Annotated in this window: 15 protein-coding genes; 4 read left to right on the top strand and 11 right to left on the bottom strand. The window is 62.2% G+C overall.

Features of this window, described 5'->3' with window-relative positions; translation table 11 throughout:
* Positions 1-114: 114 nt before the first annotated feature.
* The 7 genes from RHIBR816_RS0120975 to RHIBR816_RS0120945 form a co-directional block, all read right to left on the bottom strand.
* Entirely contained in the window at positions 115-819 is a 705-nt protein-coding gene (locus tag RHIBR816_RS0120975) for a GntR family transcriptional regulator (RefSeq protein ID WP_018238559.1), read from the bottom strand.
* 225 nt (positions 820-1,044) lie between these two features.
* The gene (locus tag RHIBR816_RS0120970) at positions 1,045-1,779 is read right to left on the bottom strand and encodes an aspartate/glutamate racemase family protein (RefSeq protein ID WP_018238558.1); all 735 of its coding nucleotides are present in this window, start codon (positions 1,777-1,779) and stop codon (positions 1,045-1,047) included.
* 11 nt (positions 1,780-1,790) lie between these two features.
* Positions 1,791-2,513: an ABC transporter ATP-binding protein gene (locus RHIBR816_RS0120965; RefSeq protein WP_018238557.1), complete on the bottom strand. Its 723-nt coding sequence runs from the start codon at positions 2,511-2,513 to the stop codon at positions 1,791-1,793.
* A gap of 4 nt (positions 2,514-2,517) precedes the next feature.
* The gene (locus tag RHIBR816_RS0120960) at positions 2,518-3,297 is read right to left on the bottom strand and encodes an ABC transporter ATP-binding protein (protein WP_018238556.1); all 780 of its coding nucleotides are present in this window, start codon (positions 3,295-3,297) and stop codon (positions 2,518-2,520) included.
* On the bottom strand, positions 3,294-4,286 hold the full coding sequence (locus tag RHIBR816_RS0120955; protein WP_018238555.1) for a branched-chain amino acid ABC transporter permease: 993 nt from the start codon (positions 4,284-4,286) through the stop codon (positions 3,294-3,296). The genes RHIBR816_RS0120960 and RHIBR816_RS0120955 overlap by 4 nt, the downstream gene beginning before the upstream one ends.
* A 4-nt stretch (positions 4,287-4,290) precedes the next feature.
* Positions 4,291-5,157, bottom strand: coding sequence for a branched-chain amino acid ABC transporter permease (locus tag RHIBR816_RS0120950; protein ID WP_026187260.1), 867 nt, complete (start codon positions 5,155-5,157; stop codon positions 4,291-4,293).
* A gap of 115 nt (positions 5,158-5,272) precedes the next feature.
* Positions 5,273-6,472 carry an ABC transporter substrate-binding protein gene (locus RHIBR816_RS0120945; protein WP_018238553.1) on the bottom strand — a complete coding sequence of 400 codons (1,200 nt, stop codon included), beginning with the start codon at positions 6,470-6,472 and terminating at the stop codon, positions 5,273-5,275.
* Between the two features lie 517 nt (positions 6,473-6,989).
* On the opposite strand from RHIBR816_RS0120945, the gene RHIBR816_RS0120935 reads away from it, so the two are divergent.
* Positions 6,990-8,918, top strand: a complete 1,929-nt coding sequence (locus RHIBR816_RS0120935; protein ID WP_018238552.1) for a methyl-accepting chemotaxis protein — start codon at positions 6,990-6,992, stop codon at positions 8,916-8,918.
* Between the two features lie 40 nt (positions 8,919-8,958).
* Positions 8,959-9,399: a chemotaxis protein CheW gene (locus RHIBR816_RS0120930; RefSeq protein WP_026187259.1), complete on the top strand. Its 441-nt coding sequence runs from the start codon at positions 8,959-8,961 to the stop codon at positions 9,397-9,399.
* Positions 9,400-9,727: 328 nt separating this feature from the next.
* Here RHIBR816_RS0120930 and RHIBR816_RS0120925 read toward each other — a convergent pair whose 3' ends face one another.
* The 4 genes from RHIBR816_RS0120925 to RHIBR816_RS0120910 all read right to left on the bottom strand — a co-directional run bounded on the left by RHIBR816_RS0120925 (position 9,728) and on the right by RHIBR816_RS0120910 (position 13,872).
* Positions 9,728-9,982, bottom strand: coding sequence for a cupin domain-containing protein (locus RHIBR816_RS0120925; protein WP_018238550.1), 255 nt, complete (start codon positions 9,980-9,982; stop codon positions 9,728-9,730).
* Positions 9,983-10,034: 52 nt separating this feature from the next.
* Positions 10,035-11,723, bottom strand: coding sequence for a choline dehydrogenase (locus RHIBR816_RS0120920; protein ID WP_018238549.1), 1,689 nt, complete (start codon positions 11,721-11,723; stop codon positions 10,035-10,037).
* Between the two features lie 70 nt (positions 11,724-11,793).
* Positions 11,794-12,792, bottom strand: coding sequence for a glycine betaine ABC transporter substrate-binding protein (locus RHIBR816_RS0120915; RefSeq protein ID WP_018238548.1), 999 nt, complete (start codon positions 12,790-12,792; stop codon positions 11,794-11,796).
* Positions 12,793-12,942: 150 nt separating this feature from the next.
* Positions 12,943-13,872, bottom strand: coding sequence for an NAD(P)-dependent oxidoreductase (locus tag RHIBR816_RS0120910; RefSeq protein WP_018238547.1), 930 nt, complete (start codon positions 13,870-13,872; stop codon positions 12,943-12,945).
* A gap of 100 nt (positions 13,873-13,972) precedes the next feature.
* On the opposite strand from RHIBR816_RS0120910, the gene RHIBR816_RS0120905 reads away from it, so the two are divergent.
* Complete coding sequence (locus RHIBR816_RS0120905) at positions 13,973-14,851, top strand: LysR family transcriptional regulator (protein WP_018238546.1); 879 nt, start codon at positions 13,973-13,975, stop codon at positions 14,849-14,851.
* 215 nt (positions 14,852-15,066) lie between these two features.
* Positions 15,067-16,050, top strand: a complete 984-nt coding sequence (locus RHIBR816_RS0120900; protein ID WP_018238545.1) for an AraC family transcriptional regulator — start codon at positions 15,067-15,069, stop codon at positions 16,048-16,050.
* Positions 16,051-16,186 lie beyond the last annotated feature (136 nt).

Below are 16,186 nucleotides of genomic sequence, written 5' to 3'. Positions count from 1 at the left end.
GACGCTGTCAGATTGCGGCCGCACGCCTGCCTTGATCGCCGCCAATTCAGGGAAACATTCAGGGCCCGTCAGCGCCGACGCGGCATTCGGAGGAGATCGGCGAGAAGGGAAGCGTTAGCGCAGGGCATCGGCGAGGTTTCCAAGCTTGCGCTCCGAGCGTTCGAGGTCGAGCCCCGAAAGCAAATCGTAAAGATGCTCCTTCATCAGGTCTGCCGCTCTGGACGGATCGCCCGCCTCGATGGCGTCGACCAGCGCATGATGAGCGTGGCTTTCGCAGGTGGTGTCCCGGCGCTTCCAATAGAGGGCGATGATCAGCGAGGAGTGGGAAACAAGATCGCGGACGAAACCGGTCAGCACGGATTGATCGGCAATCTCGGCGATGCCGACATGAAACATGGCCGAGAGCATGATCGCGTCGCTGTCGCGCCCGGCATGCAGCGCCTCATGCTCCCTCTCGAGGTGGCTGCGCAGGAGCTCCACGTCGTCTGCTTTGGCAATGGTGGCGGCTAGCGCCGCCACCCTCGGCTCGACCAAGGCACGGGCTTCGAAGACCTCGCGCGCCTCCTTGGGCGAGGGCTGTGCCACGAAGGCGCCGCGATTGGGCTCCAGCCGAACCAGCCAGTCATGCGCAAGGGCCTGGAGCGCGGCGCGGATGATCGTGCGGCTCACCGAATAGATCGAGGCCAGTTCATCCTCGGGAAGCTTGGTGCCCGGGGTCAGGCGATGGCTGACAATTGCATCGCGAAGGCCGTGATAGATCGGCGACCAGCGCGCCGCTGGCTTCTTGCGGTCGTTTTCGGGTCTTAGGGTCTTCAACATGTTCATCATTCCTGGGGAGCTTGTGCTCCCCGTGCAAACGGGGCCCTCGACGGCGCATCGCAAGAAAGCCCCCTTTATGCACTTTGCGACTTTTCCTGCGCATGTCGTGGTCAGGAACACTGCGCAACTCTTGGGCGACATGCAGCTGCCGTCCCTGATCTCACGGGGCGGGCCTGGCGGTCAATCGGGACGCGTTCTTACGGAACACGAAACCGCCGGACTTGCTCACCCCGCTTTCGGAGACAACGGCGCGTAGTGTCCCGCGAAGTGCTTGGCAAGCGGCGCCGCATAGCCGCCCACCTTCGATGTCCTGAGACCCAGTGCCGAAACCGCTTCCGCCAGTTTTACGGCGCAGGCAACGCCGTCGATCACCGGTACGCCATGTTCACGCGAGAGTGCCTGGGCGAGATCGGCCATGCCCGCGCAACCGAGCACGATTGCCTCGGCCCTGTCCTCGGAAATCGCCCGGCCGATTTCGGCAGAGATCTTGCGGTTGGCATCGGATCCCGGCAATTCGAGATCGAGCACCGCGACATCGGAAGCGCGCACCCGGGCGCAGCGGGACGCCAGACCATATTTCACCAGATTGTGCTCGATCGCCGGCACGGAACGCGCAAGCGTTGTGACGACGCTGAACTTTCCGGCGACCAGGGTCGCGCAATGGAAGGCCGCTTCGCCGATCCCGATGACGGGAGCTTCGCTGGCACAGCGCGCCGCGTCCAGCCCCGTGTCGTCGAAACAGGCGATCACATAGGCGTCCATCGGACCGGCCTTCGCCATTTCCGCGATGATGCCCGGCACCGAGAAGACCTCGTCGAAATAGCCCTCGATGCTGGGCGGACCGTCCTCGGGATTGACCGCAACGATCTCTGTCGCCGGCGACGCCGCAGCTTGTGCCGCCTTGCCGATCTTTTCGGTCATCGACTTCGTGGTGTTCGGGTTTATGACGAGGATGCGCATGATGGAGCTGCCTAGTATTCTCCGCCGAGATAAAGATGCCTGACCCGTTCGTCGGTCAGCAATTCAGGGGATTTGCCGCTGAGGGCGACCTTGCCGGTCGTCAGCGCATAAGCGCGCTGCGAGATCCTGAGCGCCATGCGCGAGTTCTGCTCGACAAGCAGGACGCTGACCTTTTCGTCGCGGTTGATCGCCACGATCGAGCGCGCGATGTCCTGCACCAGCTTCGGCGCAACACCAAGCGACGGTTCGTCGAGCAGCAGCAGCCGCGGACGTGCCATCAGCGCCCGACCGATGACGAGCATCTGCTGCTCGCCGCCGCTCATCGTTCCGGCCTGTTGCGAGTAGCGCTCCTTGAGGCGCGGAAAGCGTGTCAGCACCATCTCCAGGCTCTGCCGGATCTCCGCCTTGTCGCTGCGGGTGAAGGCCCCCATGAGCAGGTTGTCGCGCACCGTCATGAACGGGAAGACGCGGCGCGCCTCAGGCACCATCGAGATTCCCATCCGGACAATCTCGTCCGCGGCAATGCCGTCGATGCGCTTGCCCTGGTAGCGGATTTCCCCCTTGCGGATATTCCTGAGGCCGGTGATGGCGCGCAGGATCGACGACTTGCCGGCGCCGTTGGCACCGATGAGGGCGACGGTCTCGCCTTCGTTGACCTCGATCGATACGCCTTTGAGGGCGTAGACATGGTCGTAATAGAGCTCGACGTCATCGAATTTCAGCAACGGTTCCATGGGCTTACAATCCGATCGATTCATCCTCGGCACCAAGATAGGCCTCGATGACCTTGGGATTCTGCTGAATTTCCGCCGGCGTGCCTTCGGCGATCTTCTGGCCGAAATTGATCACCACGATGCGGTCGGAGATGTTCATCACCGCCGGCATGTCGTGCTCGACAAGAAGCACGGTGATGCCGCGGTCGCGGAGCTTGCGGACGATCTCCAATGCGCGCCTGGTCTCGTCGTGGTTCATGCCGGCGAACGGTTCGTCGAGAAGAATGACGGCGGGATCGGTGGCGAGGGCAATGGCGATTCCGAGCGCGCGCAAGTGGCCGTGCGGCAGGTTGCTGGCGACCTCGCCGCTCATCGCATCCAGACCGAGGAAGACAAGGATCTCGTCGGCCGAACTGCCGAAGGCGTCGAGATCGCTCCGCGCTGCCGCGCTGCCGAAGTAAAAGCCGGCCAGGCTGGCGCGCGAGCGCAGGTGATGGGCGGTCACGACGTTGTCACGCACGGTCATGCTCTTGAAGATCGTCGTCTCCTGGAAGGTTCGCACGACCCCCTTGCGGGCAGCGATGTGCGGCGCCAGCCCCGAAATGCGCTCACCTCTGAAGCGCACCTCGCCATGGCTCGGCCGAAGAAAGGACGAGATCAGCTTGAACAACGTCGACTTGCCGGCACCGTTCGGCCCGATCACCGAGAGGATCTCGCGCTCGCGAACGGTGAAGGAGACATCGTTGACTGCAACGAGGCCGCCGAAGCGCTTGGTGAGCCCCATGACCTCCAGGATATCTGTCATCGCTCAAGCCCCCTCTTGCGCGGAAGTGCCAGGCTCAAGAGGCCGTTCGGCAGCACCAGCATCAGCACGATCAGGACGGTGGAGAAGATCAGCAGCTGGAATTCCCCGGTCTGGAACAGGAGATCCCAGCCGAAATAGAGAACGAACGTGCCGAGCATCGGCCCCAGCACGTAGCCGAGCCCGCCGAGGAAGCAGTTGAGCATGAAGTTGACGGAATCCGCGACGGTGAAGCTCGATGGATAGATCGACTGGGAGATCGACGCGAACATCGCGCCGCCGACGCCCCCCAGGAAGGAGGACAGCGCATAGGCGATGACGCGCAGATAGGCGATGTTGACGCCGATCGACGAGGCGAGTTCCTCGTTCTGCTGCAGCGACTGGCAGAGCTGACCGATGCGGGAATGAGCCAGCCGGTAGAGACCCAGGAAGCAGAGCGCCATCAACAGAACGGCGACAATGTAGAAGGCAAGGCGCGGATTGGCCAGGGTCGCGAAATCCGGAACGAGCGTGATGCCGAACAGGCTGATCCCGGTCGGGAGCGGAATGCTGACGATGCCGCTGGCGCCGTTGGTTATCGGCAGGGCAAGGGCGAGAAGACGGGCGACTTCCGTCAAGACCAACGTCACCATCGCGAAATAGACGCCGCGCAGGCGCAGGATCGGCAGGCCGATGAGCACGCTCGCTGCAGCGCAGAAAAGGCCGGCCAATGGAAGGGTCAGCCAGAAGGACATGCCGTAATTCATGACCAGAATGGCCGAGACATAGCCTCCCATCAGCGCATAGGCGCCCTGGCCGATGTTGATGCGGCCGATATAGAAGGTAATCCACACGCCGGCGCTGATGATGCTGAGAAGCGCCACAGATGTCAGCGTGTAGTAAAGATCGCTTCTCCCCGTGGCGTTGATCAGCAGCGGCACCGCGACGAGCAGAGCGACGAGGAAGAGCGCTGCCGAGACGACCCTCAAGGTATTGGTCGAAGTCTTGCGCATCGGCTCAGCCCCACGGCTTTCCCATCAGCCCGTGAGGGCGGATGCTCAGGAAGATCATCAGCAGCGCGAAGATGACTAGGTAGGTGATGTCGCCATATTCGCGCAGCACGGTGAGGCCGACCGATTCCATCATGCCCAGGATGAAGCCGCCGGCGATCGCGCCGCCGACGACGCCGGCGCCGCCGATCATCACCATCAGGAAGGCCTTGATCGAAATCGGTCCGCCGATCCCCGAATTGACACCGGTGATGCTGACCAGCAATCCGCCGACCACGCCGGCAAGCATGGCGCCCAAGGCGAAGCCGATCATCGAATAGCGCTCCACCTTGACGCCCATCAATTGGGCGGCGACGCGGTCCTGCGCCAGCGCCCGCATCGCGCGTCCCGGTTTGCTGTATTGCATGAAGAACATGAAGGCGGCGATCATCAGGATGGCGAGCACGCCGACGAGGATGCGGTCATAGGGCAGGATCAGCCTGTCGGAGACGAAGACGCCGCTGATGATCTTCGGCACGCCGCGCTGCTTCTCGCCAAAGAGGAGCAGCATGACGGCATCGAGGAAGAAGGCGGTCGCCGCCGCCAGCAGCATCGTGCTTTCCTCGCGCTTGCTGCGCCGGACGACCGGCCGGAACAGGAATTTCTCCATGAGCCCGCCGATCACCGCAAGCGTCACGCCCGAGCAAACCAGCGCCACCACGAAAGGCAGCTTGAGCTGGCCGTAGATCGTGTAGGTCACAAAGCCGCCGAGCACATACATCTGCCCGTGCGCGAAATTGAGCACATTCATGAGGGCGAAGATCAGCGTCAGCCCGAGCGCGATCAGTGCGTACTGGGCGCCGAGATACAGTCCGTTGGCAATTACCTGTTCCATGGCGGCGGTCCGGCCCCGGTGCAGCTTCGGCATCGTTGCGAAGCCCGATTGAGCTTGCCGGGCGCGGTCAACCAACATGGGCTCGCCGCGCCCCGGCATTTCGGGTCTACAGCTGTCAGTCGACTTCGCCGACGAACAACGTCTTGAATTCGCCGTCCTTGAATTCGGTCACCACCATCGGAACGGAGAGCTGCCGCTTCTGCCCGAAGGACGTTGCACCGACATATTTCAGCGTGCTGTCCTTGGCGTAGGGATTGGGCGCCGAGAAGGTGTCCATGGTCTTCTTGAACTCGTCGACATTGTCGATCGCCTTGGGGTTCGCCTTGAGCGTTTCGATGATGTATTCGAGGGCGTAGACCTTGGTGTTCGACTCGTCGTTGTACTCGCCGAACTTCTTGGTGTAGCGTTCGATGAACTCCTCCATCACCGGCGTGCGGATTTCCGGCGTCGAGGCGCCGCCGACGGAAATGAAGCCGTTGGCAAGCTCGCCCGCGCCCTCCTGCAGCACGGTGGCGTCCTGCGCCGTTTCGGCCGAGATCAGGCCTTCATAGCCCAGCTCGCGGGCCGCGCGGATCAAAAGCGGCGCGTTGGCGGGCGCGACCCCCGACAGCACGAGCAGGTCCGGCTTCAGCTGTACGATCGGGGTGAGCACCGGCGTGAAATCGCGGGTGTCGTTCTGGTAGGTGTCTTTCTCCGCGACCACCTCGAGCCCGAGCTCCTTGGCCGCAGCGACGCCGCTGTCGCGCTGGCTGAGCGGATCGGATTCATTGGCCGCGATGAAGGCGACCTTCTTCACGCCCTTGTTCTCCTTGAGATATTTGTAGATGGCCGGTCCCGACTGGTAATTGGCGATCATGCCAAGCACGGCGTTCGAGGCCGGCGGCGCATAGAGCGCTTTCGGGAAGGCGTAGGGGAAATAGATGATCCCCTTGGATTCCGCGACCGGACGTACGGCGGCCGCACCATCGTCCACGTTCGGTCCGACAACGTAGTGGATGCCTTCCTGAGCCATCTTTTCCATGCCCGCGATGGCACGCTTCGGGTCCTTCTGGTCGTCGAAATTGACGATGCTGATGTTGTAGGTATGCTCGCCGATCTTCACGCCGCCCGTCTCGTTGAGCCAGTCGGCACGCGTCTGCATCGAGCGGACATTCGACGTGCCCCAGGCGGCGGCGGGACCGCTCGTCACACCGACGAAACCGATCTTGAGCTCCTTGTTCTCAGCCTGCGCGGAAACGGCTCCTCCCGCCGCGATAGCCAGAAATGAAACGGCGCCGAGCGCCAGCGATTTCAATGTCGAGCGTCTGTTGGTCATCTCACTCCCCATCCTTTGCATCCGGCGCACTTTCGCGATGCGGACGGGGTAGGGAAATCCCAAAATACAGAATTGTCAACATTTACGTATAATTTTGTATACAAAATTGATCGCTCGCCCGGTTGGCGCCTTTGCGCGCCCCCGGTCAGGCGGTTTGCCGCTTTGCGCCGAAGCGCGGCCGTCGCTCTGATTCGACGGATTTCTGCTGAGACGAAGAAGACCCTGCCGCGCGACAGGCCCCAAGAGAACGCCGGAAACCAGTGGAGATGTCTGCGATGACGGAGCTCGGCGTTTCCGTCGGGCGGGCCGACTATCCGATTTCCGCAGGCACAGTCCATATCGCGTGACTTTCGATGCCCAGGCCGTGGAAGCGTACGATTTTATTAAACATCGCCGCCGTTTGATCGCCGCAGCGACGCCGCGCCACCGCTGCCTCAGGCAGCCTCGCGCCGTTCCTGCCGCTCGAATGATTTGAGGGGCGTTTCTCTCACATCTCATCCGCGCTCAGGACGAACCCATGAAAAATTGGCCGATTATTCTCAAGATGCTGCTCATTCTCGGAGCCTTCGGATTATTTTCGCTGGCAACCGGCTTCTACGCCTCAACACAGATCACGAAGATCGACACGGCCTATTCGAATCTGCTCGTCGGGCAGGTGCGTGCGTCCCAAAACATGGCTTCGGCGGGCCGGGCCCTGCAGCGGGCACGGGCGGCAATCGCCGACGTCATCATGCTGAGCGATCCGAAAGCGGTTGAGCTCGCCAACACCGAGTTCAAGTTTGCCAAGCAGACATTCTCGGAATTCATGGACGTCGCCGCTCAGGCGAGCCCCGAGAACAAGCATATCCCGGAATTCAAGCAAGCCGGCCTGGACATCCTGGAAAAGCGCTGCGCGCGCGCCCTCGACCAAGGGGCGAAGACGACCAATGCAATGGAAATGATGTCGGCGGTCAAGACCTTCGGGACCGAATGCCAATCCGGCTTTCCGGAGCTGGCCGAAAAGATCATCGCCGAGACCCGGAACATGGAACAGGCGGTGCTGAAGGCCAGCGCCGAGCTTACGACTGTTTCGACCTCGACCAGCAACAATACACTGCTGATCCTCGTCGGCGGTCTCGCCATGGTTCTTGCAGCCTCCTATTTCGCAATAACTGCGTGGGTCGTGAAGCCGATCAACGCGCTTCGCGACCTGATGGCGGTTCTTGCCGGCGGCAATCTCGACGTTGATGTCGAGGGAACCGGGCGCCGCGATGAAATCGGCAAGATGGCCGCGGCTGTCCAGGTGTTCAAGGACAATGGGCTGAAGGCGCGCGAACTGGAGGGGCAGTCCGAGGAGATGCGGGCTGCCGCCGAGCGCAACCGCCAGGCGGAACAGGAGCGGGTCGCCCGCGAAGCGGAACAATTGCGCATTGCCACGTCGACGCTTGGCAATGCATTGAAGCGGCTTGCCAGCGGCGACCTCGCTTGCCGGATCAACGCCGCCTTCGCTGCCGAATACGAGCCTCTGCGCACCGACTTCAACGCCACGGTCGACCAGCTGAGCCAGACCATCAGCTCCGTCGCCGCCTCGGTGCAGAGCATGGACAGCGGCACGCGGGAAATTTCGGCCGGCGCGAACGACCTTTCCAAGCGCACCGAGCAGCAGGCCTCCTCGCTGGAGGAGACCGCCGCTGCACTGGATCAGATTACCGCGAACGTCTCCAACTCCGCAAAGCGGACTGAAGAAGCGCGCGCCGTCGCAGGCCGCGCCAACCAGTCGGCGGTGCATTCGGCCGAGGTCGTTTCCCACGCCGAAGAGGCGATGAAGAAGATCGAGGAGAGCTCGCAGCAGATCTCCAACATCATCGGCGTCATCGACGAGATCGCCTTCCAGACCAACCTGCTGGCGCTGAACGCGGGCGTCGAGGCGGCCCGCGCCGGCGATGCCGGCAAGGGCTTCGCCGTCGTCGCCCAGGAGGTGCGCGAGCTCGCCCAGCGCTCGGCCCAGGCGGCCAAGGAGATCAAGGGCCTGATCCAGAACTCGACGACCGAGGTCGAAAGCGGCGTCAAACTGGTGCGCGACACGGGTCAGGCGCTGAAGACGATCGGCGGCTTCATCGTCGAGATCAACGCCCACATGGAATCGATCGAAATCTCGGCCAAGGAACAGTCGACGGGCCTTGCCGAAATCAACAGCGCGGTCAACCAGATGGACCAGACGACGCAGCAGAATGCGGCGATGGTGGAGCAATCCAGTGCCGCCTCCGTCTCGCTTGCCCAGGAAGCGACGAAACTGCGCGACCTGGTCGGCCAGTTCAAGCTCGACGGCACCCGCCAGGCGGCGCGGCCAGCCACCTTGGACAGCAAGCCGGTCGCTTCCCCCGCCCGCGCGCTCGGCCGGAAAATTGCCGGTGCCTTTGGTGGCACGGCAACCGCTGCCGCGGCCCAGGATTGGGAGGAATTCTGATGTCCAGCGCCGACCATAGCGGACGGTTTCCTCCCACGCGATACTGGAAATCATCGCCTTCCATCTTGGCGACCAGCAGTTCTGCATCAAGACGACATCGATCCGGGAAATTCGGGGCTGGGCGGCGGCAACGCCGCTGCCCCATGCGCCGCCGCACGTGCTCGGCGTCATGAACCTGCGCGGCTCCGTCATTCCGGTGATCGACCTCGCGGCGCGCCTCGGCATGGCCGGGACGATCGACAGCAGTCGAAGCGCGATCGTCGTTGTCGAAGTGGGGCAAGGCGTCGTCGGCCTGGTCGTCGACCAGGTCTCGGACATTCTGTCGGTCGGCGCCAACCGTATCCAGCCGATGCCCGATTTCGGCGCGAACTTCGACCCCGCCTACGCCCACGGCATCCTCGCGCTCGAGCGGGGGATCGTCTGCTTCCTCGACCTCGATCACATGTTCGCAGGCGTCGATGTAGGATTGGAGGTGGCCTAGCGCCCCTGCAGATGGAGGGCTCGGCCAAGTCAGGGGCGCAGGTATCGGCGCAGAGCCGGGTGTGAACACGCGGAATCCCTCGTCGAGACTCGATTTCAGACTGCGCAGAGAGCCATCATTCATGTGCGGCCCGCTGAAAGACACGGAAAAAAGGCCTGCCCATGCGGGCAGGCAAGCGCCGCTCTCGGGAAACGAAAAGAGAGCGGGGGAGCTTGTAAGGGCGATGATGGGTGGGACTAGAGCATTTTGCAGTCAGGTGACGTCGCACAAATGCGGCAAAAACAAATAGATTGAGCGGCGGCGCGAACGCATGTGAGCGCATCCCGCTTTAGGTCAGCGCTTCACGCTGCGGTCCAGTGTCATGGTCCCTATAGAGGTTGGTTATCGGCTCGATCACGGTCCACACACCTTTGATGTCCGGATGGATCGTCACGAAATCGTCCTTCTGGACGTCGAGCCTGGTGCCGTCATTGAACGCGATCTCCGCCCGGCCCTCCATGACGCAGAACGACACGGCGCGGTCGTAGTGGATCTCGAAGGGTTCCCTGGAGTCCGCTTCCCATTTGGTCCATGAACCGACCATCCTCCTGGTGTCCGGCGTTGCGTGATGTCGCTGGATCCGATCTGTCTCGAAACTACGATCCGACTGCATGGTCATGATGTCCTTCCGTCAGGGCTTTGTAATAGGCGACCTCAATCGCTGGCAGCGGCTTCCGACCCCGGATGAGGTCGGATGCCTTTTCTGCGATCATGAAGGTCGTGGCGTTGATGTTCGCGCTTGGAATCGAGGGGATGACCGACGCATCGACGACGCGCAGACCCTCGGCCCCGATGAGGCGAAGATCGAGATCGACGACCGAGCGGGGGTCTTCTGCCTGGCCCATCCGCGCGGTCCCGCACGGATGGAACGAGCTCGTGACATCCTGGCGGATAAACGCCTCCAATGCCGCATCGCCCCGGCATTGGTCGCCTGGCGCGTCTTCCCGCTTCCGGTAGGGTGCGAATGCTGGCTGCGCCAGGATTTCCCTGCCGAGCTTGAGACCCTGCAGCGTCTCCTTCCGGTCTCGCTCCGTCGCGAGATAGTTCGGATCGATCAGAGGAGGCTGGTTCGGGTCGGAAGAGCGGAGGCGCACCGAGCCGCGGCTTTCCGGTCGCATCGGGCCGACGCCCAGGCGATAGCCGCCCCTGCGCGGATCCGGGATCCAGTTCGGCCCGAAGAAGACGGGGAAGAAATGGATCTGAAGATTCGGGTGCGTAACGGCGCTGTCGCTCCGCAGGAAGGCGCCGACATGGCATTGGTTGACTGCCCCGGCACCGCCCTTGAACACGAACCACTGGAGGCCCGCGGTGACCATCTTGTCGAGCCGGAGGTACTGGTTGAGGCTGTACTTGAGGTCGCATTCGACCTGGATGTGCGTCTCGAAGTGATCTTGCAGGTTCTGCCCCAACATCGGAACGTCGAGCAGGGGTTGGATTCCCAGCCTTCTCAGATCGTCCGCAGGTCCGACCCCGGATAGCATCAGAATCTGAGGACTGCCGAAAGCCCCCGAGCACATGATGACCTCGTGCGCGGCGAAAACGTCGACCGTCTGCGAGCCGCGCCGGACCCGAACGCCGATCGCCCGGTTGCCCCTGGACAGGACCTTCAGCACCTGGCAGCCGGTGTGCACGTGCAGGTTCTTCCGGGTCGGCTGCGAATGCAGATACGAATTCGACGAGCTGGAGCGAACGCCGCGGCCAACGCTCATTTCGAAGCGGCCGACGCCCTCCTGACGGAATCCGTTGAAGTCCGAAACCTCTTCGAGCCCGGCCTGTTTTCCCGCATCGAGGAACGCCTGGTTCAGCGCGCCCAGATTTTCCTGCCGCTTGACCGGCACCATTCCGCCGGACGACCTGAAAGGGCCCTCGGCGCCTTCGCGACGTTCGAGGCGCTTGAAGTACGGCAGACAGTCGGCGAAGGACCAGCCCGCACAGCCGTCGTTGTCGCGCCAGTCGTCGAAATCGCGTGGATTGCCTCTGAGGAAGGTCATGCCATTGATCGACGACGAACCGCCGAGAACGCGGCCGCGCGGCTGGTCGATCTCGCGGTTGTCGAGATGGCGCTGCGGCGTGGTCTTGAACCAGTAGTTATAGGTGCTGGTCGGCTTGAATGCCGAGCGCAGACCTGCAGGCATTCTGAGGATCCAGCTGCGGTCGGACGGTCCTGCTTCGAGCAGCAGGACGGAGGCGCCCTCGTCCTCGCTGAGCCGGCTTGCGAGGACGCACCCCGCGGTTCCCGCGCCAACGATGATGTAGTCGTATCCTTCAGCCCGGAACGTCTTCACGGAAATCCTCCAAAGGGATAGGGGCGCGAATGGAGGGCCAGCACGGTGTGCTGGCTCTCCTACGTTCGCATCAGAGCGACGATTTGATCTGTTCCGCGGCCTCCGGCGAAACCCACTTGGTCCAGATCTCCGGGTGCTCCGAAAGGAAATGGCGTGCGCCTTCCTCGCCAGTTGCCTGGTTTTCGGTCATCCATGCCATCAGCGTGTTGACCGTCTTGTTGCTCCAGCTACGCGCCTTCAGGTATTCGACCGCGGCCGGATCGGTTCGTTCGATGAAGGACTTCGACGCGAGCGTCAGAACATTGTCTTTGGGGAAGGTGTTGGGCTTGGGGTCTGTGCAGGTATCGACCGAGGTGCAGCGCTTCCATTCCGCGGCATCGTGCTTCACGCCGAAGTCCACCGGGACCATGTCGTACATGCCGAGCAGAGAAGTCGGTTCCCAGTAGAATCCGAGCCAGGGCTCCTTGCGCTCATAGGCCTTGGCCATGGAGCTGTCGAGCGCGGCTGCCGAGCCGGTATCGACCACGGTGAAGCCCTTGCCTGCGACGTCGAAGGCCTTCGCTAAGCTGTTCGTCGCAATCGTGCCGCCCCAGCCGGTCGGGCCGTTGAAGATCGCACCCTTCGACGGATCTTCCGGCGAGGGGAAGGCTTCCGGATGGGCGAGGATTTCCTTGATCTTGTTGAGGTTCGGGTTCTTTTCGAGCATGTATCGCGGAATGAACCAACCAGCCTGGCCGCCATCCGAAAGCGACGGCACGAGGGCGACGACCCGACCGTCAGCGAGCGGGGCCTTCACCAACTCGGGAAAGAGATCGACCCACGCTTCCGGAATGATGTCGGGTTTGCCTTTCTCTGCCTGGGACGTAATTCCCGATGCCGCGTCGACGACGACGATTTCCGCGCTGCAGCCATAGCCGTCGTTGAGGATGATCTTGTCGATATTGGAGAGCACTTCGGCGCTCTGCCAGTTCATGCTGGCAATGGTCACCTCACCGCAGTCCGCCATGGCGGCGGGGGCGAATGCGACGAATGGCAGGGCAATGGCCGCACCAAAGACGGTGTTCCTCATGTTCCTTACTCCGTTGGTTCGTTTGTTTTTATGTCTCCCGACCGGGAGGGCAGCCATCGGGCGTTTTCACCCGACATTGCCTGCATGGTCAGGCAGCGATGGCTGCCCTTCTGTCTTCTGCCTGACCATGGATTTGGTGATCGAGAGCGACTACTCGGCCGCCTCGTGTGTAACCAGCCAAGGCGCCACCCAGTCGCCTTTGACGCGCAGTTCGACCCCGGCGTCATCCTCGACAACCTTGCAGACGGTCATCTCGCCGGCGTCCGGGCCATAACGGTCGCTCGCTTCGCGGAATCGCGCATGGCAGGCATCGAGCAGGTCAGAACGCGTGCCGGTGTCCTCGAGCAGTTCCTTGATCAGCCCGAGATCTTTCAGGCACAGCTTCAGCGGGAACGAGGGGTCGTAGTGGCCGGCGAAGATCGACGGAACGTCATGCTGCATGACGAAGCTGTCCGCCGCGCCGCCCTTCATCACGTTCCACCAGACATCCGGCTCGAGGCCCGCCTGCTTGGCGCAGACCATGGCCTCGCCGATCGCCGCCGCGTGGACCTTCCACAACTGGTTGTTGACCAGCTTGGCAACATTGCCGTTTCCGTATCTGCCGACCTTTCTCAACTCGCCCATCGCTTCGATGACCGGGCGTGCGGCCTCGACGTCCCCGTCCTCACCGCCCACGAACATCGGCATGTCGCCGCGGATCGCCGCGTCGACGGAACCCGTGACAGGCGCGTCGATCGGCCGGCCGCCAGCCGCGACGAACGGCTTGGTGAGTTCGCGCATGAAGCGCGGCGACGACGTCGTCATGTCGATCCAGAGCTTGCCCAAGCAGTCGCCGCGGAGCAGCCCTTCGGGCCCGTTGAGAACCGCGTCCTGATGTGACGGGCCGAAGACCATCGAGACGACGCAGTCGACGCGGCTGATCATCTCGCGTGGGCTGTCCACCCAGGTCGCGCCCATGGAAAGATGATCCATTGCCACATCCCGACGCAGGTCGAAGACATAGGTTTCGAAGCCCGCGCGGATGATGTTCTTCGCGGCATTGCCGCCCATGGTGCCGAGCCCGATAAAGCCGACCTTCATTCAATCCTCCCGGATCCAAGTTGTCGGCCGAGAGACTAGACGGAGCGCGAGCTATTGGTAAAATGAGAAGATCATATGCGTATGATTGGGATTCTTTATAATGGTCGATATCGATATGAGACTGCTGCGGTCGTTCGTCTCGGTCGCCACGGAAAGAAACTTCTCCCGCGCTGCCGAACGGCTTAGCTGCTCACAGGCCACCATGTCGCTGCGCATCAAAAGTTTGGAAGACCTTCTAGGCCGAAAGCTCTTCAACCGGAGCTATCATCTGGTCGAACTGAGTATTGCAGGCAAAGAGCTCCTGCCACATGCGCAGATCATCCTCGACCACCATGATGCTCTCGTCGACAAGATGAGAAGCGGCAGAGTGGCGGGAAGCGTAAACCTCGGTATCGCCGAGGACTACGGCGAGCCGTTTCTCTCCCGTCTTATGCGCGTTGTCGACACATCATTTCCCGACATCGAATTGAACGTGACCTGCGCGATGAGCATCAGGCTTCAGAAATTGCTGGAGTCCCGGAAGCTGGACCTTGCGATCGTCACATTGCCCAATCAGAAGAGCCACTCGACTCTGCTAAGCCGCCCCAAATTGGTCTGGGTTTCCTCCGGGGATTACGTCGTCGACAGGAAAAAGCCGTGGCCGATGGCCTTCTATTCTGACGGCTGCGCGTTTCGGGCGGCCGCAGAGGCGGCCCTGAAACGGGAGGGTCACGCCTATCGTGAGGTCCTGACCACAGGAAGCGGCGAGGCGATCAAGAGCGCGGTCAGTTCCGGGACCGCGATAACGGTCATGGCCGAAGGACTCGTGCCCTACGGCTTCTCTGTCCTGCAGAAGGAAGTTGGCCTCCCTGAACTTCCGGAGAGCTGTATCCAGTTGGTCGAACGGGAAGATGGCCTCTCCAAGGCCGCGCAGCAGGTGAAGGTTTCCATCATGAAATTGCTCGGTGTCTCTACCGATTATCCTCAAACGGCAAGCTGAGACCGTTCAGGCGCGTTCTAAAGGCATGAGCCGACCCTGGCCGGCCCAGCCATTGGCGATTCCACTATGTGCGACCAGTACGCGGCCGTCGCGATGAAGCGCCACACAGTGGTCAAACTGCGACTCGACAAATAATCTCCATCGAATATTGCTTCTGTACGCCATTGCCAATAGCGCCGAAACCTGTTCAGTCAGCGGCTGGAGGATTATGAGCTTTGCGGAATCATGCGGACCGACCTGACTACTTCTCGTTTGAAGGAAGCGACCCGGATCACCTCGCGGCCACGCTGACGAGCTGGACGTCGAGGGTCCTCGTTCGACCGACGACCAAGGAGGGCATCTACTATAAATGTGCCTGGGCAACCGCCGGAGCGGTGTCGGTCGGACTCAGTCGCTATGACGGACAGTTCCTCGCGGAGAGCGATGGCGTCGGCGATCAACTCGTCTTCGTCGTGCCGAGCCAGGGCAGGGTGGACATTCGTGTGGCAGGCCGAACAATTTCCACGACGCCCGAGCGGGGCGCGGTTCTCGAAGGCAGCAAGCGCATAACCGCCGTGTGCCTGAGCGGTCGCGAGCACCTGTCCGTCGCGATCGATCGAACAGCGCTTTACAGCCATCTGAGCGACATGGTCGGCATGCCGATTTCCGGGAGGTTGGAGTTCCCGCCTGAGGTGGACCTGTCATCGGGACCAGGCACGGCAATCGCGCGCATCGCAGCCACGTTTCACACCGGATTGGCCGGGGATGCGCCGCTGCGCAAGTCTCCGCTCGCCCTGACGAGCCTGAGTGAAGCACTCATGCACATCATCCTCGAAACGCTTCCCCATCGCTTTTCGGAGACCGTGCACCGCGCTGCCTCGCCCGTGCCCCGCCATGTCAAGAAGGCAATCGACTTCATGGTGGCCAACCTGTCGAAGCCGATAACCCTGGTCGAGGTTGCCGTCGCCTGCGGTGTCAGTTCGCGCACGCTTCAGCAGGGGTTTCGCCAGTTCAAGATGACCACGCCGATGAACTACCTGCAACATTTACGGCTGGAGGCGTTTCGCGAAGCACTGATGCAGGCCCGACCGGGCCAGAGCATCGCGGACATTGCGTTCACCTGGGGATTCACCCATATGGGTCGACTGGCGACGGACTACCGCAACCGCTTCGGGGAACTTCCCTCCCAGACACTCCGCTCCCCTTCGTCCCGCAGATAGGCGCCGCCTCGGACGGCCTGGCCGTGGTTCGGCGGGTTAAGCCCGCGAGGTGGCGAAGCTGTCGCAGGCTACTGCATGATTCCTTGAATCGGAAACGATTCAAGGAATCATGCAGCATTTCAAAGTGCTACAGCGA

Source organism: Ensifer sp. BR816, from assembly GCF_000378985.1.
In the GTDB taxonomy this organism is placed as follows: domain Bacteria; phylum Pseudomonadota; class Alphaproteobacteria; order Rhizobiales; family Rhizobiaceae; genus Sinorhizobium.
Note: the sequence above shows the minus strand (reverse complement) of the source record. Positions and strands in the feature narration are given on the sequence as shown.